The sequence below is a fragment of the uncultured Flavobacterium sp. genome, from assembly GCF_963922255.1.
In the GTDB taxonomy this organism is placed as follows: Bacteria; Bacteroidota; Bacteroidia; order Flavobacteriales; family Flavobacteriaceae; genus Flavobacterium.
Genome location: NZ_CAWUIC010000009.1, coordinates 125,598 through 148,490 on the forward strand (window position 1 = coordinate 125,598; position 22,893 = coordinate 148,490).

Annotated in this window: 24 protein-coding genes; 2 read left to right on the forward strand and 22 right to left on the reverse strand. The window is 30.2% G+C overall.

Going from position 1 to position 22,893, the window contains the following annotated elements:
• Both AABJ49_RS09030 and AABJ49_RS09035 read right to left on the reverse strand, forming a co-directional pair.
• Positions 1–552, reverse strand: a complete 552-nt coding sequence (locus tag AABJ49_RS09030; RefSeq protein ID WP_338377958.1) for a DapH/DapD/GlmU-related protein — start codon at positions 550–552, stop codon at positions 1–3.
• A gap of 54 nt (positions 553–606) precedes the next feature.
• On the reverse strand, positions 607–813 hold the full coding sequence (locus AABJ49_RS09035) for a hypothetical protein (RefSeq protein WP_338377959.1): 207 nt from the start codon (positions 811–813) through the stop codon (positions 607–609).
• Positions 814–1,329: 516 nt separating this feature from the next.
• On the opposite strand from AABJ49_RS09035, the gene AABJ49_RS09040 reads away from it, so the two are divergent.
• A complete protein-coding gene (locus AABJ49_RS09040) occupies positions 1,330–2,079 on the forward strand; it encodes a hypothetical protein (protein WP_338377960.1) in 750 nt (249 codons plus the stop codon).
• 109 nt (positions 2,080–2,188) lie between these two features.
• On the opposite strand, the gene AABJ49_RS09045 is transcribed toward AABJ49_RS09040, so the two are convergent.
• From AABJ49_RS09045 to AABJ49_RS09140, 20 genes are all read right to left on the reverse strand, one after another.
• Complete coding sequence (locus AABJ49_RS09045; protein ID WP_338377961.1) at positions 2,189–3,331, reverse strand: glycosyltransferase family 4 protein; 1,143 nt, start codon at positions 3,329–3,331, stop codon at positions 2,189–2,191.
• Positions 3,332–4,705, reverse strand: a complete 1,374-nt coding sequence (locus AABJ49_RS09050) for a hypothetical protein (RefSeq protein ID WP_338377962.1) — start codon at positions 4,703–4,705, stop codon at positions 3,332–3,334.
• Complete coding sequence (gene neuC / locus AABJ49_RS09055; RefSeq protein WP_338377963.1) at positions 4,705–5,829, reverse strand: UDP-N-acetylglucosamine 2-epimerase; 1,125 nt, start codon at positions 5,827–5,829, stop codon at positions 4,705–4,707. Before neuC ends, AABJ49_RS09050 begins: the two co-directional genes overlap by 1 nt.
• Positions 5,830–6,114: 285 nt before the next feature.
• Positions 6,115–6,522, reverse strand: coding sequence for an endonuclease domain-containing protein (locus AABJ49_RS09060; RefSeq protein WP_338377964.1), 408 nt, complete (start codon positions 6,520–6,522; stop codon positions 6,115–6,117).
• A 438-nt stretch (positions 6,523–6,960) separates the two neighbouring features.
• Positions 6,961–8,001 (reverse strand): N-acetylneuraminate synthase, encoded by a 1,041-nt coding sequence (neuB, locus tag AABJ49_RS09065; protein ID WP_338377965.1) that lies wholly within the window; start codon positions 7,999–8,001, stop codon positions 6,961–6,963.
• 231 nt (positions 8,002–8,232) lie between these two features.
• The gene (locus AABJ49_RS09070) at positions 8,233–8,640 is read right to left on the reverse strand and encodes an endonuclease domain-containing protein (RefSeq protein WP_338377964.1); all 408 of its coding nucleotides are present in this window, start codon (positions 8,638–8,640) and stop codon (positions 8,233–8,235) included.
• Positions 8,641–8,917: 277 nt separating this feature from the next.
• Positions 8,918–9,610: an acylneuraminate cytidylyltransferase family protein gene (locus AABJ49_RS09075; protein WP_338377966.1), complete on the reverse strand. Its 693-nt coding sequence runs from the start codon at positions 9,608–9,610 to the stop codon at positions 8,918–8,920.
• The gene (locus AABJ49_RS09080) at positions 9,603–10,235 is read right to left on the reverse strand and encodes a CatB-related O-acetyltransferase (protein ID WP_338377967.1); all 633 of its coding nucleotides are present in this window, start codon (positions 10,233–10,235) and stop codon (positions 9,603–9,605) included. The genes AABJ49_RS09075 and AABJ49_RS09080 overlap by 8 nt, the downstream gene beginning before the upstream one ends.
• 7 nt (positions 10,236–10,242) lie before the next feature.
• Entirely contained in the window at positions 10,243–11,184 is a 942-nt protein-coding gene (locus AABJ49_RS09085; protein ID WP_338377968.1) for a glycosyltransferase, read from the reverse strand.
• Positions 11,185–12,153: a glycosyltransferase family 2 protein gene (locus tag AABJ49_RS09090; RefSeq protein WP_338377969.1), complete on the reverse strand. Its 969-nt coding sequence runs from the start codon at positions 12,151–12,153 to the stop codon at positions 11,185–11,187. It abuts the gene before it with no gap.
• Entirely contained in the window at positions 12,144–13,016 is an 873-nt protein-coding gene (locus AABJ49_RS09095; RefSeq protein WP_338377970.1) for a glycosyltransferase, read from the reverse strand. Before AABJ49_RS09095 ends, AABJ49_RS09090 begins: the two co-directional genes overlap by 10 nt.
• Complete coding sequence (locus AABJ49_RS09100; protein ID WP_338377971.1) at positions 13,001–13,936, reverse strand: glycosyltransferase family 2 protein; 936 nt, start codon at positions 13,934–13,936, stop codon at positions 13,001–13,003. The genes AABJ49_RS09095 and AABJ49_RS09100 overlap by 16 nt, the downstream gene beginning before the upstream one ends.
• A 3-nt stretch (positions 13,937–13,939) precedes the next feature.
• Positions 13,940–14,782 (reverse strand): glycosyltransferase, encoded by an 843-nt coding sequence (locus AABJ49_RS09105; RefSeq protein WP_338377972.1) that lies wholly within the window; start codon positions 14,780–14,782, stop codon positions 13,940–13,942.
• Positions 14,783–14,822: 40 nt separating this feature from the next.
• Entirely contained in the window at positions 14,823–15,713 is an 891-nt protein-coding gene (locus AABJ49_RS09110) for a glycosyltransferase family 2 protein (protein ID WP_338377973.1), read from the reverse strand.
• A complete protein-coding gene (locus tag AABJ49_RS09115; RefSeq protein ID WP_338377974.1) occupies positions 15,714–16,769 on the reverse strand; it encodes a hypothetical protein in 1,056 nt (351 codons plus the stop codon).
• On the reverse strand, positions 16,769–17,695 hold the full coding sequence (locus AABJ49_RS09120) for a glycosyltransferase family A protein (RefSeq protein WP_338377975.1): 927 nt from the start codon (positions 17,693–17,695) through the stop codon (positions 16,769–16,771). Before AABJ49_RS09120 ends, AABJ49_RS09115 begins: the two co-directional genes overlap by 1 nt.
• Positions 17,689–18,558 (reverse strand): hypothetical protein, encoded by an 870-nt coding sequence (locus AABJ49_RS09125; RefSeq protein WP_338377976.1) that lies wholly within the window; start codon positions 18,556–18,558, stop codon positions 17,689–17,691. The genes AABJ49_RS09120 and AABJ49_RS09125 overlap by 7 nt, the downstream gene beginning before the upstream one ends.
• A gap of 101 nt (positions 18,559–18,659) precedes the next feature.
• Positions 18,660–19,253 carry an FkbM family methyltransferase gene (locus AABJ49_RS09130; RefSeq protein ID WP_338377977.1) on the reverse strand — a complete coding sequence of 198 codons (594 nt, stop codon included), beginning with the start codon at positions 19,251–19,253 and terminating at the stop codon, positions 18,660–18,662.
• 18 nt (positions 19,254–19,271) lie between these two features.
• Positions 19,272–20,534 (reverse strand): ABC transporter ATP-binding protein, encoded by a 1,263-nt coding sequence (locus AABJ49_RS09135; protein WP_338377978.1) that lies wholly within the window; start codon positions 20,532–20,534, stop codon positions 19,272–19,274.
• A gap of 70 nt (positions 20,535–20,604) precedes the next feature.
• Entirely contained in the window at positions 20,605–21,462 is an 858-nt protein-coding gene (locus AABJ49_RS09140; RefSeq protein WP_338377979.1) for an ABC transporter permease, read from the reverse strand.
• Positions 21,463–21,587: 125 nt separating this feature from the next.
• Here AABJ49_RS09140 and AABJ49_RS09145 point away from each other — a divergent pair, with 125 nt between their 5' ends.
• Positions 21,588–22,322, forward strand: coding sequence for a CpsB/CapC family capsule biosynthesis tyrosine phosphatase (locus AABJ49_RS09145; protein ID WP_338377980.1), 735 nt, complete (start codon positions 21,588–21,590; stop codon positions 22,320–22,322).
• The last annotated feature ends 571 nt before the right edge of the window (positions 22,323–22,893 follow it).

Consider the following 22,893-nt stretch of genomic DNA (forward strand, 5'->3'; position numbering starts at 1 on the left):
CTAAATATATTCTCTTGAACCTTGATTAGAAACTTTAATTGCAGGAACACCAAGCATCACACTATTATCTTCTACATTTGATGTTATTAATGAAGACGAACCTATTAAAACATTATTGCCAATTGTAATTTTTCCAGCGACTACACTATTCACTCCTATGTAAACATTATCACCTATTATAGGCACTCCTCTATTTTTATTTAATCCTGAAACTCCAATTGTTACCCCTTGAGATACATTGCAATTATTTCCTATTATAGTTTGGGCATTAAAAATAATTCCACCAAAGTGACCAATATAAAAAGATTCACCGATTGTTACTGATGCTGGTATTGAGATACCTGTAAGAATTTCAATAATTTTTTGCCAAATTAATGTAATTAGTTGCAACAAGGGTTTTAAGATAGGTATTTTTAATTTGTAAACACTATTGGCAATTCTATATTGGAAAATTGCCCAAAAACCTTGTGTAAAAAAAACGATGGTTATACAATTTCCTCCATATTTTTTATATTTTTTATAATCAGATGCAATAAGACTCCAACAATTCATTCTCTTTTTTTATTTAAAGTTGTAAATATACAATTTAAGCTTAGAAGAACGACTTTACTTTTTATTATAAAATTCGTTTAGTTCGTCTTTTACTTCTTTAACTTCTAAGCCCATGTATCTGCAAAATTCACTAATTGTAATTATTTGATGTCTTTCTTTGTTGTAGGCTTTTTTAATTGTCCTAATTATTTTTCTGCCGTTGCTTGAACTCACATTCAAAATAATCTCAACATCCTTCGGTTTAATAATTAATCTTGCCATTGTACTCTATTTTTTACTATTTACAATTTAGTTGATTTTTGGTTTTTACTCCCCGCTAAATTAATTCAACTTTTTTATTTAACCATATACGACTAATTTAGAGGCTGTTGATAACTTTTTATACCCAAAACAGAATGCACAGAAATAGTATGAAATATCATGTTGGTCTACTAATTGCAATCGCTAAAATCCATCAAATTGCACTAAATTATTCGTAAAAAAAAATAACTAGATGTTGATAAAAAAATTAGAATACATTTTTTTAGTAGGCGTAGAGGTTGCGTTTAGTATGGGATATGTATGGGATATGTATGGGGTATGTATGGGACAAGTATGCAGTATAAGTTTTGCGTTGTGGCATTTTGGGTTATAGTAGTTTATCATGGTTTAAAACGGTAAAAATGTTCGTTAACGGCCCCTGTTCTTTGCTTTATATTTTTGAGGGTTTTAGTTTTGGCAACGAATTGAGACGTCTGATTCAAAAACTATTTATTTACAATTCTAAATTTTATTATTATGGCAAAACAAGATTCAATTTTAAAAATTAAAGGAAGTTTGGATGGATTAACTTTTTACAAAAGTAAAGATGGGTATTTAGTTCGCAAGAAGGGAGGAGTTAGTCGAGAGCGAATTATGACAGATATGAATTTTGAACGCACTAGAGAAAACATTGCGGAATTTGGTTTAACTGCCCAATCTGCACGACTTCTTCGTTCTTCTATTGGAGTGTTGTTGCATAAAGCTAAAGACCACCGTATGTCTAGTCGACTGTTTGGAGTCTTAAGTAAGGTGAGTAAGTTTGACAATGTTTCCGCAAGGGGACATCGCTCTGTAAGAGAAGGTCTATTGACCCCACATGGGAAGGCTTTGTTAAAAAGTTTTGATTTTAATCGCAATGCAAAATTTCAATCAGTGTTTCATGCTCCTTATGCTTTGGATACTACTACCGGTGTTGTTACTATACCGGATTTCATTGGTTTGGATCATTTGAGTATCCCCCAAGGTGCTACTCATGTTTCATTAAGTACCGCTTTTATTTCTTTGGATTTCAACAGTGAAACTTATGACACCCAATACAGTCCTGTTGAAAATATTGCCTTGAACATGAGTGCTCACACCATTACTTTGACCCCAGCAGCGGTTCCAGTAGGTTCTGGATTTAAGTTATATTTACTATTAATAGTCTTTTCTCAAGAGGTCAATGGTGTGCAATACTCCTTGAGTAATGATGAATTTAATGTTCTACATTTGCTGGATGTGGTATAGCTTAGAAAAACGCTCTTTTTAGAGCGTTTTTTTTTGTATTGGATGTGTTTGGTTGCGGTTGTCAGTTAACTGTTGTTGTTGGTTGTAAGTTGTTTGTTTTTTGTGGTTTTTATGAAATGTTTTGGTAGAAAGTTATGTTTTCTTTTACTATTGTATTTATTTCGAACTGGTTCAACACTGCTTCTCTGGCTTTGCTTCCAATTTCTTTTGCTTTATTTGGATTACTTAGCACTTCTTTTATCTTATTTGCGATGTCTTCAGGATTTTTAGGATCGCATAGAAAACCTGTTACACCCTCCTTTATAACTTCTGGACCAGGACCTAATTTAGTGAAAACTACAGTTTTTTCCATAGCCATGGCCTCTGGAGCTACTAAGCCTAAGGTTTCCATATGAGATGGGAATACACATACTGCGGCTTTTGCGTATCTTAGCGGTATCTCCTTAAGGTCAATTCTTCCGTGAAATATGACCTCTTTATCGAAAGGTTTTATTTTAGGGAGTTCTATTTCCTTCAGCCTTTCGATGTAAGATTTCCCGTCGGGATACTTCCAATCTCTTCCGTAAATATTTAAAACTGCCTTAGGGAATTGTTTTTTAATTATAGGAAATGCTTGGATTAATTGACGAACCCCTTTTTTTTCGCAAACCGTCCCCATGAACGTTATGTTATTATCCTCTGGTTCTATTAGTAGAGGGCTAAATAACTTGGCATCTATGGGGTTGTAAATCACCTCAACTTTCTTGTTGTGATAGCTCAAAAATTTTGACGTATGTTCCTTAACGTATTTTGACACGGCAATAAAAGCATCTGCTTTTGAGAAAGAACGTTTTTCTTGAAATCCTTTCCACCCATTGATGTTTCTGTTTTCGCTTTCAGCAAAAAAATGATGGCCTCCATGTAAACGAATGGTGTATTTAATTTCCTTGATTTTAGGAAGAAAAGCTAGTCCTAATTCGGCTGATTCAACAATATCTATTGGATTATTTTTATGGATTTCCTTTATTTTTTTGGAAATGGATTGTGCATTAAAAAACCATGCTAAGCCCTTTATCCTACTTTTTTTTAATCTGTAAATTGTGATTTCGTTTTCTGTATCTAAAGCATATTCATTGGTGTAATTCAGGCCTACAACTGAGACTTTAATATTGTTTTTCACCAATGCATTTGCCATTGTTTTAACAAAGCTCCCCAAGCCTCCATGCGGGAAGCCTTCTTTAGGATATTCGTTGGTAAGAAAGCAGATGTGCATTTAAGATAAATTTAAAAATTTTCTAATTTGTTTAGAAACATACTTATTGTTTGACAAAATAGTTTCTTTCCAAGAATTCATGGCTTGTAAATTAAATTCTTTTTTTAGTAATTCAGAAATCATTGTTTTATTGTTCCACCACAATACTACCTTTGTATTTGGCATACTTCTAAAATGTTGAAACTGATAGATTGTATTCACTGACCAATTGGGGTTTTCTTTTTCCTTTTGATCATAATTTATAAAAATACAAGGTTTTTGAAACATAGCAAAATCAAAAGCCATTGTAGAGCCTACATTTACAACAACATCACAATAAAAAGCTGTAGATACTAATAATTTTACATCCTCTTTTAAAGGGTAAATTGTTGTCCAACTGCTTCCCTTTTCGAAGTTCCAAATGGGTGGTGCTTGTTTAATTAAATTAGGAAACTTACTTACTACTACGTCATATCTACCAGAGACATCCACAGGGCATCTTCTTAAAAGTATTTGGTATTCTTTATCTAAATTATTGATTATCAATTCTTCTGCAAGATCGTTTAAGTATTTTGGATCATCGGGTGAGGTTAAGACATCATCCCCAGAAAAACATATAATTTTCTTTGAAATGTCTAGTTTGTATCTATTATAAAATTCTTCTCTTGGAATAATGTTTGTTTCATTGTGGTAGCATTCAAATTGAGGTGTACCCGTAACAATCACTTTGTTTTGATTAATTTCTGGATAATACAAATTCATTTCTTCTTTCATATAATTTGACCACACCAAATAATTATCCGCTCTTAGTGCTAAACGGGCTTTAGGTAAATTATCCCAAGAATATATAACCGTTGAAGTCTTTATATTTATATCTGTTGCCGCAGCAAAAATTGTTGGACATACTACCCCTCTTTGATGGGAACAAAAAAGTAAAGTTGGATTTATTTTCTCTAAAATTGCCTTAACTTCTTTATAATAAGATGTTTTACGTATTTGTTTTTGATACTTGTTTTCTAAATATTCAATTTGTCTATAATTTGAAATGAATTTAGACGACAGTTCAACAAGTTTGTAAAATATTTTATTTTTTAAATTATTATGATTGGTTTTCCAATTTGTTAAAAGCGATTTGTTTTGAGTAATTTTAGTATTATTATTTAATCTAGCTAAACAAATTAACTCACGAAGAAATTTTTCTTTGACAGTTTCATTGTATTTTGGAATTTTATAAGCTTGTTCAATAGAGGTTATTTCTACAATTTCTTTAGCTGTTTTATCATCAAAACTATGGAAAAGTACTAAATCTTCTTTACTACTATCAAAGACCTCTGAATACAGATAATTTCTGACACCTACACCATCAGGAAAAAGAAGAAGAATTTTGTTATTCATTATATATCTCTAAATTGTTTTTGGTGATTCAGTTGCCAAATATCTTCATTTAAAAGAGATTTTAAAAACAGTGCTGAACTGTTTCCATCACCAAAAGTTGACATTGTTTTTTGACAATTAACTTTATCAATACGTTGCAATGCATCTAAAATAGACTCTTTAGTATAATCAACATTGACTATAGCATCATCTAAGGCACGATTTTGTTGTCTCGTTCCAATATTTATAATAGGAATACCATAATATGGTGCTTCTCTTATTCCGGCACTACTATTACCAATAATAAATTTTGCATTTTTTAATAAAGTCAAAAAGTATTCAAAACGCAATGAGGGAAAAATTTTGAATCGATGATTCTCTTTTAATTTTTCATAAGATTCTAGAATAATACTACTTCCTGAATCGTTGTTTGGATAAACGACTACATAGTTGTGCTGATCTTTCAATAAAGCAGACACAAAATTATCTGCATATGCTTTCATTTGTTTTACTTCCGTAGTTACAGGATGAAACATAACCACTGCATATTGTTTATAAGGAATTTGATAGTATTTTTTAACTTCTTCTAAATTCGGTAAATTATCCGAAAACATAATATCTACATCTGGTGAACCTATTACAAAAACTGATTCTTTTAACTCCCCCATTTGTATTAACCGTTTTTTGGCTTGTTTGTTTGACACAAAGTGCACGTGACTCATTTTACTGGTTGAATGTCTTATTAGTTCATCAATAGTTCCTGAAACTTCTCCCCCTTCAATATGTGCTACTAATATATTGTTTAAAGACCCTACAATTGCTCCTGCTAAAGCTTCCACTCTATCTCCATGAATCACTATCATATCGGGATTGCATTCTTTTACAAAAGTTGATAAACCTTCAATGGTTTTAGCTAAAGTTAAATCCATTGTAGTTTCGTGTGTATGATTTTCAAAAGTATGAACATTAGAAAACCCACATCTTTCTACCTCTAATAAAGTGTAACCGTATTTTTTTTGCAAATGCATTCCTGTTACGAATACAAAAGGGTTAAAATCAGCATGTTCTTCCAAAATTTGGAGTAATGATTTTATTTTACCAAAATCGGCACGGGTTCCGGTTAGGAATAAGATTTTTTTTGACATTTAACAGTGGCTATAGCTTTGCAAATATATAATTAAATTTGACACCTCCCTAACCCTAATCGAGGGGTAACTTGTTCTAACTCTTTTATCGGAATTATTAGATTTATTACTATTTTGAGGTACACCTCCCTAGCCCTCCTCAAGGAGGGAACTCCTTCTAACATGTTTAATTGGAATTATAAAGATTTATGTTGTAGCGAGTTGACACCTTCCTAGCCTTACTCAAAGAGGGAACTTGTTCTAAGATGTTTGGTCGTTATATGATGTTGATTCTTTATATTATCTTTAAAAGCTCCCCTCTTGAGAGGGGTTGGGGGTGTGTTTTCCGTATTCTGTTATATAATACTCTACAGCTCTAACTACGTTTTCGGTATCTTTTAAAACTTGATAATCTGAGAATCTCAATATTGTAATTCCTAATTCGTTCATTCTTTTTTCTTTTATTTGATCTTTTTGATAAATCTCTAAAAATTCGTGAGAATATCCATCAACTTCAATTCCTAACATTAACTCATAACAAAAGAAGTCTAAAATGTAATTATCAATTGGTTTTTGCCTGTGAAAGTCATACCCATACATTTGATCTCTTTTAAGTTTTTGCCAAAGAATTATTTCTGATTTGGTTGAGTTATTTCTCAATTCTCTTGCAAATTCTTTGAGTTTAGGGTTATAGGGTATAATTTTTCTTTTCATATAGCTTTAAATAAATTGTTTTAGAGTTTTACACCTCCCTAGCCCTCCTCAAGGAGGGAACTCCTTCTAACACGTTTAGTTGGAATTATAAAGATTTATGATGTTGCGAGCTGACACCTTCCTAGCCTTCCTCAAGGAGGGAACTTGTTCTATGATGTTTGGTTTGAATATGATATTAATTCATTATTTGATTTTTAGAAACTTGTCTCTTATAGGAGTTGGGTTGTGTTTTCTTATATTTAAATAATTAACATGAACTTTGACACCTCCCTAGCCCTCCTCAAGGAGGGAACTCCTTCTAACATGTTTAGTTGGTAATTATAGGGTTTTATGAAGTTACGAGTTGACACCTCCCTAGCCCTCCTCGAGGAGGGAACTCCTTCTAACATATTTAGTTAGAATTGTTAGATTTTTTTAATATTTTGAGAGGTTACGTTATTACTCAAAATCTGAAAAATCTAATTGTTCATCGTTTTCAATATCTCTTGTTGCTTTTTTTCCTAATAACGAGTTGAAGTCTTCTGCCAATATTTTTCCAGTTCCTGGTCTTTTGACCCAAATATTCTCTTTGGTCAAAATTTCTCCTTTACCGATGGATTTGATTGCACAAACCGTGGCAAAAGCAAAATCGATGGTAACTTGTTCTTCATCTGCAGGTTTTTTTGTACCTCCACGCATTTGAGCCATTTCAGCACTATTGATAATTAATTCTTTACACGCTAGTTCATCCATACTGCATACAATATCTGGTCCTGTTCTGTTCATGTGATCGGTAAAATGTCGTTCTAAAATAGAAGCACCCAATGCAACCGCTCCTAAACAGGCATTGTTATTCAAAGTATGGTCAGAAAGACCGAAAACCTTATCTGGAAAAGCTTGATGCATTTCCATCATTGCTCCAAAACGCACTAAATGAATTGGTGTTGGATATAAATTTGTTGTGTGTAATAAGGCAACTGGTATATGATGTTTATCAAAAATAGCTACTGCTTTCTGAATACTCTCAATAGTATTCATGCCCGTACTTAAAATAACTGGTTTTCCAAAAGAAGCAATATGTTCTAATAAAGGGTAATTATTACATTCTCCTGAGCCAATTTTGTAAGCAGGAATGTCAAATTTCTTTAATCTTTCTGCTGCAGCTCTTGAAAAAGGTGTTGAAATAAAAATCATGCCTTTACTTTCAACATATTTTTTTAATTCTAGCTCCTCTTCTTCGTTTAAGGCACACCGTTCCATAATTTCATAAATGGAAATATCAGCATTTCCTGGAATGACTTTTTTAGCCGCACCACTCATTTCGTCTGCTACAATATGGGTTTGATGCTTGACTACCTCAACTCCTGCTCTATGAGCTGCGTCTACCATTTCTTTGGCTACTTGTAAAGAGCCTTCGTGATTAATACCGATTTCTGCGATAACTAAAGGTGAAAAATCTTGTCCAATTTTTCTTCCTGCGATTTCTATGTAGGGATTCATTTTTTTAAGTGATTAGTTTTTCAAATATAGTGACATTATAAAAAATTTAAAAGCGAATTCATAATTTTACACCTCCCTAACCCTCCTCAAGGAGGGAACTCCTTCTAACATGTTTAGTTGGAATTATAAGATTTATGACGTTGTGAGTTGACACCTCCCTAGCCCTCCTCGAGGAGGGAGCTTTTTCTAACATGTTTGGTCGTTATGTGATGTTGATTCTTTATATTATCTTTAAAAGCTCCCCTCTTGAGAGGGGTTGGGGGTGTGTTTTCCGTATTCTGTTATATAATACTCTACAGCTCTAACTACGTTTTCGGTATCTTTTAAAACTTGATAATCTGAGAATCTCAATATTGTAATTCCTAATTCGTTCATTCTTTTTTCTTTTATTTGATCTTTTTGATAAATCTCTAAAAATTCGTGAGAATATCCATCAACTTCAATTCCTAACATTAACTCATAACAAAAGAAGTCTAAAATGTAATTATCAATTGGTTTTTGCCTGTGAAAGTCATACCCATACATTTGATCTCTTTTAAGTTTTTGCCAAAGAATTATTTCTGATTTGGTTGAGTTATTTCTCAATTCTCTTGCAAATTCTTTGAGTTTAGGGTTATAGGGTATAATTTTTCTTTTCATATAGCTTTAAATAAATTGTTTTAGAGTTTTACACCTCCCTAGCCCTCCTCAAGGAGGGAACTTGTTCTAATATCTTTGGTTTGAATATGATATTAATTCATTATTTGATTTTTAGCAACTTGTCCCTGATAGGAGTTGGGTTGTGTTTTCTTATATTTAAATAACAAGCATGAACTTTGACACCTCCCTAGCCCTCCTCAAGGAGGGAACTTGTTCTATCATGTTTAGTGACAATACTTTTTTAAATAAACTTATGAAAAATAAAAAATAAAAGTTCTTAGAAGGTGCTCCCCTCTTGAGAGGTGTTGGGGGTGTGTTTTCCAACCAAATATTCAGCATATTCAAAATCTTCTTGAGTATCAATATCAATTGTTGCAAAAATATGATTTATTTGATAGGGATAGGCGTTTTTACTTATTATGACATCATTTAGAATTAATTTAGCTTTTGTGATATATAATAATCCGTTTTCGTAATACAAAGGTTCTAAATCTTGACTTCTTTGTCCGATTTCATAATTGAATGGCTGGAATTTATTGTTGTTGATTTTACCTAATTTATGATGATTTTGCGAAACTGTAAATAAGCTTTCGTACTTTTTTTCTTGAAATATTTGAAAAGCATTTTCTAATAATTCTATTGGTCTTAATGGATTTGTTGCTTGCAATAAAACCACATTTTCAACATCCTCATCTATGGTTTCTAAAACATGTTTTAAAGCCGAAACGGTTGGCACTAAATCTCCTGAAAGTATTTCTGGTCTATCGATTACTTTTGCACCATATTCTAATGCTATTTCTTTAATTTCTATATTATCTGTTGAAACATAGACATGGTTTATAAAATCATGCTTTTGTGCGTATAAAATACTATGAGCTATCAGAGGAATTTCGCCTAATAATTTTATATTTTTTTTAGGTAAGCGTTTGGATCCACCTCTTGCTGGAATTATGGCTATCGTTTTACTCATAAATACTTGTTTTATTTGTGAAATCTTTAAAAAACAATGGCTTTATTTTTTCTAACTCTTTTTCTGATTTATCCCACCATTTTAAGGTTTCAATTTCTTTAATTATTGAATCTGCATATCGCTTTCTTAGCTCTTTAGCAGGTACACCAGCCACAATTGAATAAGGTGCAACATCTTTAGTTACAACGCTACCTGCTGCTAGAATAGCTCCATTTCCAATATTTACATTACCGACAATAATTACATTATGTCCAATCCAAACATCATGCCCAATTACAACTTCACTTTCTTTCCTTAACTGTTTTAACTCACCATTGAATAAATTTTTGTTGATGTATGTTGACATATAATTTGTAGGGTGATTTTTTGTAAAAACAGCAACTCCCACACCTAATTGACAATATTTTCCTATTTTTACATCTCCATGTATGAAATTATTATAACCTAATGTTGTAGCATACCCTACTGAAACTTTTCCTGAAAAATTACAACCATCAGGCACAGCATTATTTCCTTCAAACATAACATTCTGAATTCCTCTAGAAAGACCAGAAAAAATCGAAGTATTAACCTTTTCAGGAGTATTTAAAATCTTAAATAATATATTTTTAAATATTCTTTTCATCCTATAATTATTGTACAAATCTTAATCCACGATGTGTTAATTTAAATGAAATATAAGCAAATACTAACTTAAATACCCATTTAAAATATTCTGTCTTAAAATTAAATGTTTTAGTAATCAACTTAAAATATAATAAAATACATTTCGGATGCCTATATAACACTACTAAATTTTGCACCTGATGCTTAAATAAGTAAAATTTTATATTATTTGACAACTTCTCTTTTTTATTTAAAGCATCTAAAATATTAATGATAGCATTATGTCTTGATTCAGCAACTGTATAATCTGAGTTAGAAGAATTTGAGTTTTCGTGAATTCTGTATAATGCCAAATACTCATCCACTAAAACTAATTTAGGTTCTTCTGCAAGTCTTCGAATATGAAAATCTCGATCTAACATTTTCAATAACTTCTCATTAAAGAGCATTTTCCCTTCGAGAAAAGATCTTTTCCAAATAATATCATGCATGTACCAAGATATTTTCAAAGAAATAAAATCTTCTAATAAATTATCAGTTAATAAAGTCCTAGTTTCTCTTTTAATCTCTTTTTTGTTATTATCAACCATTATAGTTTTAGACAAAACACCAACTGCATGTGGAGCAGCATTAATTACTTTCATCTTCATTTCTAAATGATTTGATAGCAACCAATCATCTGAATCAAGTGAAAGAATATAGTTCCCTTTTGATTTATCAATTCCATAATTCCTACTTGAGTTAGGTCCTTTAGGTAGGCTCTTTGGTCTTTTATAAAAACTAATTCTTTTATCTACTTCAATAAATTTCCCAACAACTTCTTCAGTCTTATCTGACGAACCATCATCTACAACAATACATTCCCAGTCAGAATAGGTTTGATTGATTACGCTGTCAAGTGTTTCTCCAATTAAATCTGCTCGATTAAATGTTGCTATAACAATTGAAACTAAATTTTTATTTACCATTTATTTGTAAAATTTAAATCTTCTTAAGATTCTCAAAAAGAGACTTTTAAAAAAGTAGTAAAAATTCAAATCGGATTTCTTTCCTTCATTATGATGTCTTAAATTTAGAATATTTTTTTTTAATTTTTTTTCTAACAACCATTCTGGAATGGTATTTCCCATGTGATACGCAAATGCTTTTATTAAAGAGAGTCGATAATATCCTTGTTTATCTAATGGTTTATCTAAAAAATTAAGTTCACCACCTGGAAAAACATAAATAGGTTTTTTAAAAGTAAGGTGTTTGAAAACTTCTTTTTTATAAACAGACGCAAAGTGACCTGCTCCTACAATCGCTTTAACATTATTTTTTTCAAGATAAAATTGTGAATTCTTCCAATTTTTATTTATTGTTATGAAAAAATCTTTTTTATTAATACCTTCTTCAAATAATTCTAATTCTTTGTTATCAACGATTTTTCCTTTTTTAACAAATAGCCATTCTTTAAAAAAAAGAGACGAATTACAATAAAAAGCTGTATTCACATCCGGTGTTAAACCTACCACTCCTACATTTTTAAAATTCTCAAAAACTTTTAAAACTTCAACTTGCCAGCCTGTAAAGAAGAAAACATCTGAATCCACTATTGCAATGTATTTTTCATAACATCCTCTAGCTTCTTGAATAACCGTGTATATTTTACCATAATTTTCTTTACAATGAACATGTCGATCTATACGTTTTTCCGATAACAAATCATTTACATAATCTGTTACGTCTTTTTTACAATTATTATTAATAATAGTTATATTTGTTTTCTCTTCATCTATTGTTTCAAAAAGAGAATACATACATTTTTGAAAAACTTGTAACGCATTATTAAAATAAGCAGCTTCGTTTTCTGGTATATAAAGTGGAATTATTATCCTGAAAAGCTTATACTTTAATTTTTTAGACTTTTCTTTTTCTGGATTTATACCTACTCGCATTTTGAATATTTATTTATAAAACTTAATGGATGTAAATAAAGTTTGAAAAAACTAATATTTAGTTCACTATAACCATACAACTCTTTCCATTTAAGAACAGCACTTTTTGCTAAACACACTTTTATTCTATGCTTTATCAGTGGGTTAACAATACCCATTTTTATAAAATTATTGTACATTTTCTTCTCTACACCTATGTACTTCTCCAGCTGTTTTGACAATCTACCTTCATTCGAATACTCTCTGTAAAACGCTAGTGGCTCTTGAACATAAATAACTTTATGCCTGTAAAACATTCTTTGGTAAAAATCTATATCCTCCCCTACTTTGATGGTTTCGTCAAACATTAGATCGGATCTAAAAACAGATCTTCTAATTAAAGGTGTTGGTGATTTTACCACCCAAACCCCTAGTGCGTTCCAAAAAACATAGCCCGATCGCTTGTGTGCTTTATTTTTTGAAGCCCCTATTATTTCTCCTGTTAGGTTATTATTTTTATCCACTACTGCAGCAGCTGAATGCACACAATCTATATTTTTATTTTCTAAAAGAATTTTGATTTGTTTTTCAATTTTAAAAACTTCCCAAAAGTCATCATCATCTAAGAATGCAATAAAATCTCCTTTAGATTTCGTAATACCATAATTTCTGGCCGATGATAAGCCTCCATTATTTTTGTATACATACAAACAATTTGCATATTTGCTGCAAATTGACTCTGCATAATTGATGTGCGAACCGTCATCAATTACAAGTATTTCTATCCTGTTATAGGTTTGGTTAACAACACTTTCAATAGCTTTGTTTAGAAATTTCTCTCTATTGTAAGTAGTTATAATAACAGAAACTAACGGATTTTGCATTTTTTTAAAAGCTTGTGAATAGTAAATTTGCTTAATTTGTAAAAATACAAAACTTTTAAATTCTTATCTACTTTTATTTTTAGAATACTAGAAGTGTTTAAAAAATCTTTTTTGTGAGTCCAAATATAATATTTTATGTAGTGGTCAATAAATTGTTTGTATTTATAAGTTTGTGAAAAATAGTTTAAGTATTTTGCTTTTTCGTGATATGAAGATTCTAATTTATTTTTTTGTAAAAATGTTGAAATTGAGCCCTCGTGTCTTCTAAAATAATTTAGGTTTTGATTGCAAAAAGCAAATTTTTTATCTTGAACTAAATAAGACCATAAAAATAAATCAGAAGATAATCTGTTATTAAAAATTTCGTCTGAAATTATATTTGTTGGCTTTCTAAAAACTACTGAACTTCCGTTTGTTATATATGTATCAAAAGGCATTTTATTTAACAATACTTTATTATCCATAATTTTAAAACATCCTTTATCTACTTTTAAGTTTTTAGTTCTTCTAGTAGAATTATAAATAGTTTTATCGTCTTCAACATAATTACTTGTGCAAAAAGCAAATGAACAATTTTTGTTCTTATCCAATATTAATACCAATTGCTCCAAAAAATTACTATCTGAATAATCATCGGTTTCGGCTATCCATATAAATTGGGTTTCTGCTAATTCAATTCCTTTTTGCCAAGAATTATAACCACTGCCCGAATTGGTCTCATTTATTATAAAGTGTTTAACATTAAAATCTGGGTTTTCCTCTAAAAATTTTGAGATAACCTCAACACTATCATCTGTAGATTTGTCGTCAATAATAATTGCCTCCCAATCTTTAAAAGTTTGGTTAGCAATAGTTTTTAGCCTTTTTTTTAAAAAATGACTGTGATTATAACTAGGTATTATTATGGAAACTTGTGGCATTTATTATGTTCTAATTTTATATATTAGTAGCTTTAAAAGATTGTAATTTAGTCTTGTAAATGGCTTTCTTGACAAGTAAAAAAACCACAATTTGTAGGGAATATATCTATTTTCTAAACATATTTCTAAAAATCTTTTTAAAGCTACTGTTTCTAACGAAGTTTTTTTACTGTTTATGAATTTTGGAAGCTTATTTTTATATAATTCGTGAAACATAATTACTCCTTTCACAAAATCTAAATTTGTATTTCCTATTGAAAAATGTTCAATTAATAGTTGGTCTGTTACTACAACATCATAATTATTTTCTAGGATATCTATACTTATTCCTAAGTCATAACAATGAAATCCTTTTATTTCTTCATTAAATGTTACATTGGTGCTTTTTCTAAGTGCTAAAAAAACACCATCAATTGCTACTACTTTCACTAAATTTGAATTTTTAAATCCAATTTTAAAATGTTTGGGACTTTTTTTATTATAGTGCTGAATTAAATTAAAATGAAGCATTTTTTGATCTGTATGCCAAAATGCACTTGGATATTTACTTTTATATTTTGTTCCAGCAATTCCAATTAATCCGACATTTGGATTTTGATTGAATATAGATGTTAAAATACTACCCCAATTATATGTATGAAAAACAACATCTTCATGAACAAACAGTAAACATTCGTATTTTGCCATAGCTATGCCTTTGTTGTAAATCTTTGTTATGGATTCGTTTAACATCAAATTATCTATTCTAATAATCTCATGTTCAATTCTACCTATAGTATTTTTTATACTCTCCTTCAACTTATTGAATAAAGTTTCATTCCTTGAGCATATGACAATTGAAATCATAATGTTACTCTTTTATTGTATATTGCTACCTGCATTTTTTTTATACTTTATTTTTTTTGAAAAAACGTTTCAACAGGTTTAGTAAGCCTATTTTTTTTGTTATGTTTTTTAATAAAGTCCCTAATTTATATTCCTCTGATTTTTTTAATTTAGCAATGTTTGCAGTGAGTATTTGTTGTGAATGATAAGTTTTGGTGAAATAATTTACCGTGTACTTATAGTATTGTTCGTAAGACAAAATTTGCTTTAGACACAATAAAACTTTGATTTGATTATCACCTGCTCCCAATGTATTCATTCTACCTAAAGGATTCATTCTATAAAAAGCCAAAGGTAAATCTACAAAACTATATTTTGGTTTCTCTTTTAAAAGTGAAATCCAAACAATCCAATCTTCTTGAGCTGACAAACTTTCAGGAAATCTTAAAGACTCAAAGAGGTTTTTTTTAAATAATCCACATTGTAATTGGATTGAAAAGAAATTGTATAAGAAATTTTCAAAGGTTAAAGAATCCTCTTTTATTTCGCAAAAAGGAGGAAATACTTCTTTGCCATCTGAAGATATCATCTTAAAATTTGTTACTACCATTTGCAGGTCTGCATCCTTTTTAATTTCTTGTAAGGAGCGTTCTATTTTTTTTATTTCTAACAAATCGTCAGCATCTAAAAATTGGACAAATTGTCCTTTTGCGTTGTCCAAGCCTACATTTCTAGCCTTGCTGACCCCTTCGTTTTTCTTATAGATATACTTAATTTTTGGATTTTTGGCTGCTATATCTTTACAAATAGCTGCTGAATTATCGGTACTTCCATCGTCTACTATTACACACTCCCAATTGTCATAAGTTTGATTCAATACAGATTGCAAGGCTTGTTCTATGAACTTTTCTTGGTTAAAACAGGGAATAATAATTGAAACTAAAAAATCCATTTACTTCTTTTTTATTAGTTCTTTAAAAAATGATTCGTACTGGTTTGCAATTTCGTTGGGAGAAAACCTTTTTTTACCTTCTTGATACTTGTCGCTTGAAAAGTCTATTTTTTCGTTGATTTTAAGTATTTGTTTTATATTTTTTTTAAAATTATGTTGTTCTAAGTCTATAACGGGAAGTCCTAAAAGGTTAGCCGTCTCAGTTAAGTTTCCAATTTTGGGTATGATCATAGCCTTGTCAAAAGTTATTCCTAAATATAAATTTCCTGAATTTAGATTTCTTTTTCTAGGAATCATTAATAAAGATGCTTTTTTTACTAAATCTACCATAAGATCGTACTCAATAAAGTTGTATCCAAAAAAATATTGCTCGTTTTTTAACGGGTAACAGTATCTTTTTTCTACCCAATAGTTGTATATTTTTCTAAACCTGTAAGGTACAAATTTAGGTATTTCTTTAAAATTAAACATATTTGGAACGATAAGCAACTTGTTTTTTTGAGGCAAAGCTTTAAACATTTTTAGCATTAATTTCACCTCTTCCAATGAACGTATAGCTCCAATTACGGACACCACATATTTTTCGTTAAAATCAAGTTTAATTTTTTCTTCAATATTTTCTTTACTGGTATTAGTATTTAAGCTTTCATAAAGAGGATGAAAAACAACTTTATGTTTACAATTCGATGGGAAATCTTTTTTATAAGAATCTACTGAATATTGTCCTAAATGAATTACACCATCTGCATACTTATTAATTAATTTAAACAAATCACCATATTTGTTTTCTTCGTCATAATGCGATTTATCATCATTGAGTGTTACTACTAACTTGGAATTTTTTCTCCATTGTATTATTGCATTTTCCAATTCTATTAACTGTTCCTTAGAAGGAATTGCTAAATCAAAAATTGCCTCAGGAAATTGGATATTCACTATTGAAAAAGAAGCATCATAGTCCTTAAAATATCCAAATGAAAATTCGCAGTTAGCCCTGTTGATTATTTCGTCAAAGTATATATTTCTATCTTTTTTATGCGGGATGAACACTTTCATTAGGCACTTATTTTTTTTAGGATCAATTTCTGTGTTCTTTGCAACATAAATTTAGTTATTATGGGTCCGAATTTACATCCAAATTTAATGCTTTCTGGAACCACTAGTTTTATTATGTCTACAAATTTAATTTCAAAAAATAAATAATTCATATGTTCCAAGATGTACTTCTCTTTTATGGCCTTATTTACTTTAAAATTAGTATCGAGATAGTGGATAAAAAGAAATAGACTCTTTAGTTTTAGTCGTATTTGTTTTACTGATTTGAATTGCGATGAAATATTTATTCCACTAAGTCTCCAATATACAGCTGCATTTTCAATATTATGTATGTTAGATTTTAGTCCGAATTGCAACCAAGTTGCATAATCTGAAAACCATGCTAGTGGATAATTTATAAATCCTCCGTTAGCTTCGTACACCGTTCTGCTAAAAATAAATTCACTTGCTGTTATGGTTTCCTCTTTAGCAAGCATTCTTTGTAGTAGGCGTTCACTATTTTCAATGCTATTGTATTCAAAATTATTTTCTTCTACACTTCCTAAATGATTTATGATTTTTAATTTAAACCTTACTAAATCAATTTCAATTGTTTTATTTTTAATGATGTAGTTATAAAACTCTTCTATTGCATTAGTGTCTAAGAAGTCATCATCTCCGAGCAGCATAAGCCATTCCTCGTTTTGTGACAGCTCTATACATCTTTTCCATTGGTCTACAAGATTTATTCCTCCTAAATTATCATGAAACCTATGATAGGTACAATCCAATTTATCTTTATAAATCTCTAAGATTTTTGTTGGGTTTTCTGGACTACAATCATCTCCGATATAGACCTTAAATCGTTTATCTGTCTGGAGAGCTAAAGACTCTAAGGTTTTTTCAAAAAAAGTTATTTTAAAATATGGAATAATTATTGCTACCATCCCAACCTTTTTAAGATCTTTTTTGCTAGTTTTTTGGCAAAGGTTTTTACTGGAATATTCCTTAATTCCTGTTTGTTTTCTTTAGCATAGGCGTTAATGAAAGTCTCGATATTATTTGCTTCAATAAAATGTAATTTGTTCCAGTCTTTTGGATATATTGGGTGAAAATCTATAAATGATTTGTAGTTTTCTGAATTTAGACTTTTCCAAAACTGTATGTAATCAGCTGTATTAAAGTCTTTTCTATGGCTCCAATTTTTCAGTTTTGTTTCCACTTCTTCTTCTGTTCTTGCCCAAGATTGATGGATAACTTGTAAATTGGTTTGATAATTGGTTATTTTGGTGTTTTCTCTGCAATATTCATAGGAAGGTCTATTTGTAAGCAGTGGAAAGGTTTCATTATTCTTTATGAAAAGGAAACCATCTTCTAGTTGTTTATATAATGTTATCCAATTGGCTCTAAAGACTACCGGAGTCCATTTAGGGAACACTAGTAAATACCATTTTCTTCTTAAATATTTGGCTAGTATTTCAAAATTGTATATGTATTCATCTACATCGATTTGCAGCAACCAGCCTTTGCCCATTTTTTTGGCGAGCATTGTTCTCTCACGCGTATCACACTCAATAGGCGTTAGGTGGGCTTGATAAAAATGATCAAAATAAAGTTTAATCTTTTTTTTAGTATCAAAACGCTGTATATCTTCAAAAAAGGACTGGGGTAATTCAAATAAATTTCCACTCCATGTTAATCTCTTTTTATCAATAGCTAAATAAATTTCATCCACATGATTATATAATAAACTCATTGATGAGAATATCATTTTATAATCATACGAAATTAAATAACCAACTTTAATCATATCTTCTTTTTTTTAGGATAATTTGAACTTTTAACTCTATTTATACTTCTATTTAACCTAAAGAATAGATTGTTAGCAAAACAGTAACAGATTGTCTCGGTTTAGTTAAAAAAGAAAAATCGTTTTTTCTTTTTAGTACTTTTTTCTGCTAATGAAGTCCAGTCGTTATGCCCCATTTTTTTTGTAATTTTATAACCTAATTTCGAAAGGAATTTATAAATATTTTCGTCTTTTAAATGTAAGTTTTCAAAATAAATTTTATTGATGTTATATTTTAAAAAATCAATAGATCTTATAATTTGATCATCCAATCCCTCTGCATCTATAAACAAAATATCGATATTTATTAAATTATATTTGTCAAATAAATCATTTATTTTAACACACTTAACTTTTAATTCTACAACACCATCTCTATCATAACCATGTTTCAAAATATGATTAATGTCAGATGTAGCTACTTCATACTTTGGACCGTCTTCTTTGTGGTAATAAAAAACCATTTCCTCTTGGTCGCTTGTTGTTATAGCAATGTTTTCTATAACTACATTACTATTTTTAGAGTAACATTCTTTTATTTTATTATTGTGTATTGACATTGGTTCTACCAAAACTAAAAGTTCAGGATCATTCATTTGGGTTATTTCTGTCAAATCGTCATTTCCAACGCAAGTTCCAATTTGTACTATTTTCATTATACTCTTTATTAATTTTTAAAAAATTCTATTCCAATTTGACTTTGTAAATATTTTTACATGACTTGGGAATTTACCCCTCCTTATCTCTTTACTTTCAATTAAGTTAAATGCTAATGTTCCTTCAATTAAATCATAATATTCATTTCCAGAAACTAGACCAAGATCAATTTTGTAACTATTTGGAGAAAAAAATATTTTTTCCAATTGAACGACGAATTCCTGAATTTCATTTTTATTTCCTGAAATTCGAAATTCTTGGTCTAAATTTGTTACGTGCGTTATTAATTCCTCTATGTTGTTTTTTATGTTTATACCTATATCAGCGTATTTTATGTTTTCATTAAATTTAACTTTTAGCTTAATACAAATATCTTCACCCATAAAAAATTCAGTTTTATGATTACCTGTTTCATCACATATTTGAAATTCTAAAAACTCTACTCTTTTATTACCATATCTATTGTCATAACTACTATTTTGTCTCTCAGCTGAAGATATATAAGTATCAATAACATCTGAAATAGTACCTTTTTGAATCAATGTGCCATTTTGTAAAAGTAATCCTTTATTACAAAGTTGCTGAATAGACGCAATATTATGACTCACAAACAAAACCGTTCTACCTTCTCCTTTACTCACATCATTCATCTTTCCCAAACACTTCTTTTGAAACTCGGCATCACCTACTGCTAACACCTCATCGACAATTAAAATTTCGGATTCTAAATGAGCGGCAACAGCAAAAGCTAAACGAACATACATTCCTGAAGAATAGCGTTTAACTGGAGTGTCTATATAACGTTCTACTCCCGAAAAGGCAACAATCTCATCAAACTTTCGCTTAATTTCATGTTTACGCATTCCCAGAATTGCACCGTTTAAATAAATATTCTCTCTACCTGTCATTTCAGGATGAAAACCCGTTCCTACTTCAAGTAAAGAGGCAATGCGCCCTTTGGTATAAATTTTACCCGTTGTAGGTTGTGTTACTTGGCTTAATATTTTTAATAAAGTAGATTTTCCAGCACCATTACGTCCAATAATCCCAACAGAATCGCCTTGGTTAATTTCAAAATTGATATCTCGTAAACTCCATACGTAATCACTTTCGCCTTTGCTGCTTCTATCATTGGCTTCTCCAATTTTTAAAAAGGGATCTTCTTTGCCTCGCAAATTATACCACCAACGTTTCATATCGTCTTTCACAGTTCCCGTTCCTACGAGTCCAAGACGGTATTGTTTGGATATGTTTTCTGCTTTTATTACTACTTGAGACATTTTTATTATTTTGGATGTTTCTCTTGGTTTTTTATTTTTTTTTGACAAGTCTCGACTTGTCTCTACGGGGTTAAACCGTATCCATGAATGTTTTCTGTGTCTTATTAAAAACAATTATTCCAATAGCTAAAATACCTATTGAAAACAGTGACGGATATACTAAACTGGTAGCCGTAAAATTTCCTACTCCTAAATAAGCATATCGCATAAAATCAAATAATCCTACCAATGGATTAAGCTCTACAATCCATAAATAATTTTTTGGAACAGATGAACTTGGATAGATCACTGGAGTAGCATACATGAATAATTGTACACCAAATCCTATCAACTGATTTAAATCTTTGTATTTTGTGGTCATAGAAGATAAAATTAAGCCTATTCCCATTGAAATTAATGCCATTAAAATGATTATTATTGGGGTTGCTGCCATCCAAATGTTGGGATGAATTTGATTCTGATTGTAAAAATAAATTACAAATAATACAAATAACAAAAACTGTACTCCAAACTTCATTAAATTTGAAATAACTATTGTTAGGGGCATAATCAAACGTGGAAAATATACTTTTCCAAAAATGGATGCGTTAGCATTGAAAACACTTGAAACACTTGTTAAACAGGTTGAAAAATAATTCCAAAGCGTAATTCCTGCCATATAGAAAACAAGTTTAGGCGCCCCATCAGTTGATAGTTGAGCAACATTTCCAAAAATAATCGTAAACGTAATTGTAGTTAATATAGGTTGTATAAAAAACCATAGTGGTCCTAAGATCGTTTGTTTGTAAACGGTTACAAAATCTCTTCTAACAAATAAAACTAACAAATCTCGGTATTGCCATAATTCTTTGAAGTTTATTGAAAAAATAGAACTCTTTGGTTCAATAATTGTATCCCAAGAAGATTTTTCTGGATTAGTCGAATCCATAGAAAAATAATTTTAAATTAATTCTTTTCAAAATTAAACTAAATTGAACTGTGGAACAAACTTTTTAATTATTAATCCGTGTTATCATTTCAATAATAACAATTACTTTTGTAAAAAATAAAAAAGTGATTTCAATTTTCAAGAAAAAACAATACTTACGTGATTTAATACCTACCAATTATGTAGACATACATTCCCATGTATTACCCGGAATTGATGATGGTGCAAAAACCTTAGAAGACACTAAATTTTTATTGGACAGCATGGTGAATTTTGGTTTTACAAAAGTCATCACTTCTCCTCATACTATTGAAAACATTTGGAATAATACTCCAGCAACTATTTCACAAGCTTTAGCTTTTACCAAAGAAAACTTAACTGCTTTAGCAGACAAAGTAGCTTTAAAAGCCGCTTCAGAATATATTTTAGACGATCATTTTGTAAAGTTATTTGAAGAAGGAAATTTACTGACCATCAAAGATAATTTTGTTCTAGTTGAAATGTCATACATAAATCCTCCTATTCAACTTTACGATTATATTTTCAATCTTCAAGTAGCAGGCTACATACCTGTTCTTGCGCACCCAGAAAGATATGTTTTTTACCACGCAGATTTTTCTAATTATACCAAATTAAAAAAAGCAGGTTGTTACTTTCAAATGAATTTGCTTTCTGCAACTGGTTATTATGGTAGAGAAGTCGCCAAAATTGCTAATGAATTATTAAAAAAAGGAATGATAGATTTTGTAGGTTCTGATTTCCATCACAAAAATCATGTTAAGGCTTTTTCACACCCTATAATTGTCAAGGAAATTGACCAACTTAAAAAAGCTGCTGGAAATAATTGTTCTTTTTATTAGTAAGTGGGTTGTTGTTTTTTGGTTGTCGGTTGTCCGTTGTCCGTTGTCTGTTTTGTATTGTAAGTTGTCGGTTAAGAACTAAATAAATTATAAGGATTACAAAAAATTTCTCAAATCTGTGTTCCTAAAAAACTTTGAGCAACATCGTGCCCCTATTTGAGGTACTTTGTGCTAAGACTTAACCGCAAAGTTCGCAAAGTTTTACGCAAAGTTCGTAAACCACTTTTTCAAACTTGTCATCCCGACATTGGAGGGAACTCACTAGAAGCTCTTTAGATTAGGTCACAGGGTTGTATTTTAGTTGTAAGTTGTCGGTTGTCTGTTTTGAGTTGTATGTTGTGGGTTACAAATTAAAAAGATCATAAAAAAATTTCTCTAATCTGTGTTTCTAAAAACTCACTAAATCATTTTCATTACAACGGTTCTCGATACAATTTTTAGCCATAAAAACTAGCGTTTTCATGCCTAAAAATCACTCGAACTGACGTAGAAAAAGAGGAATGTGCTTTTAAAGATAAACGTTATCCCCTACCGTCAGTTCGAGTGGTTTTGTGGAATGCAATGGAACAAA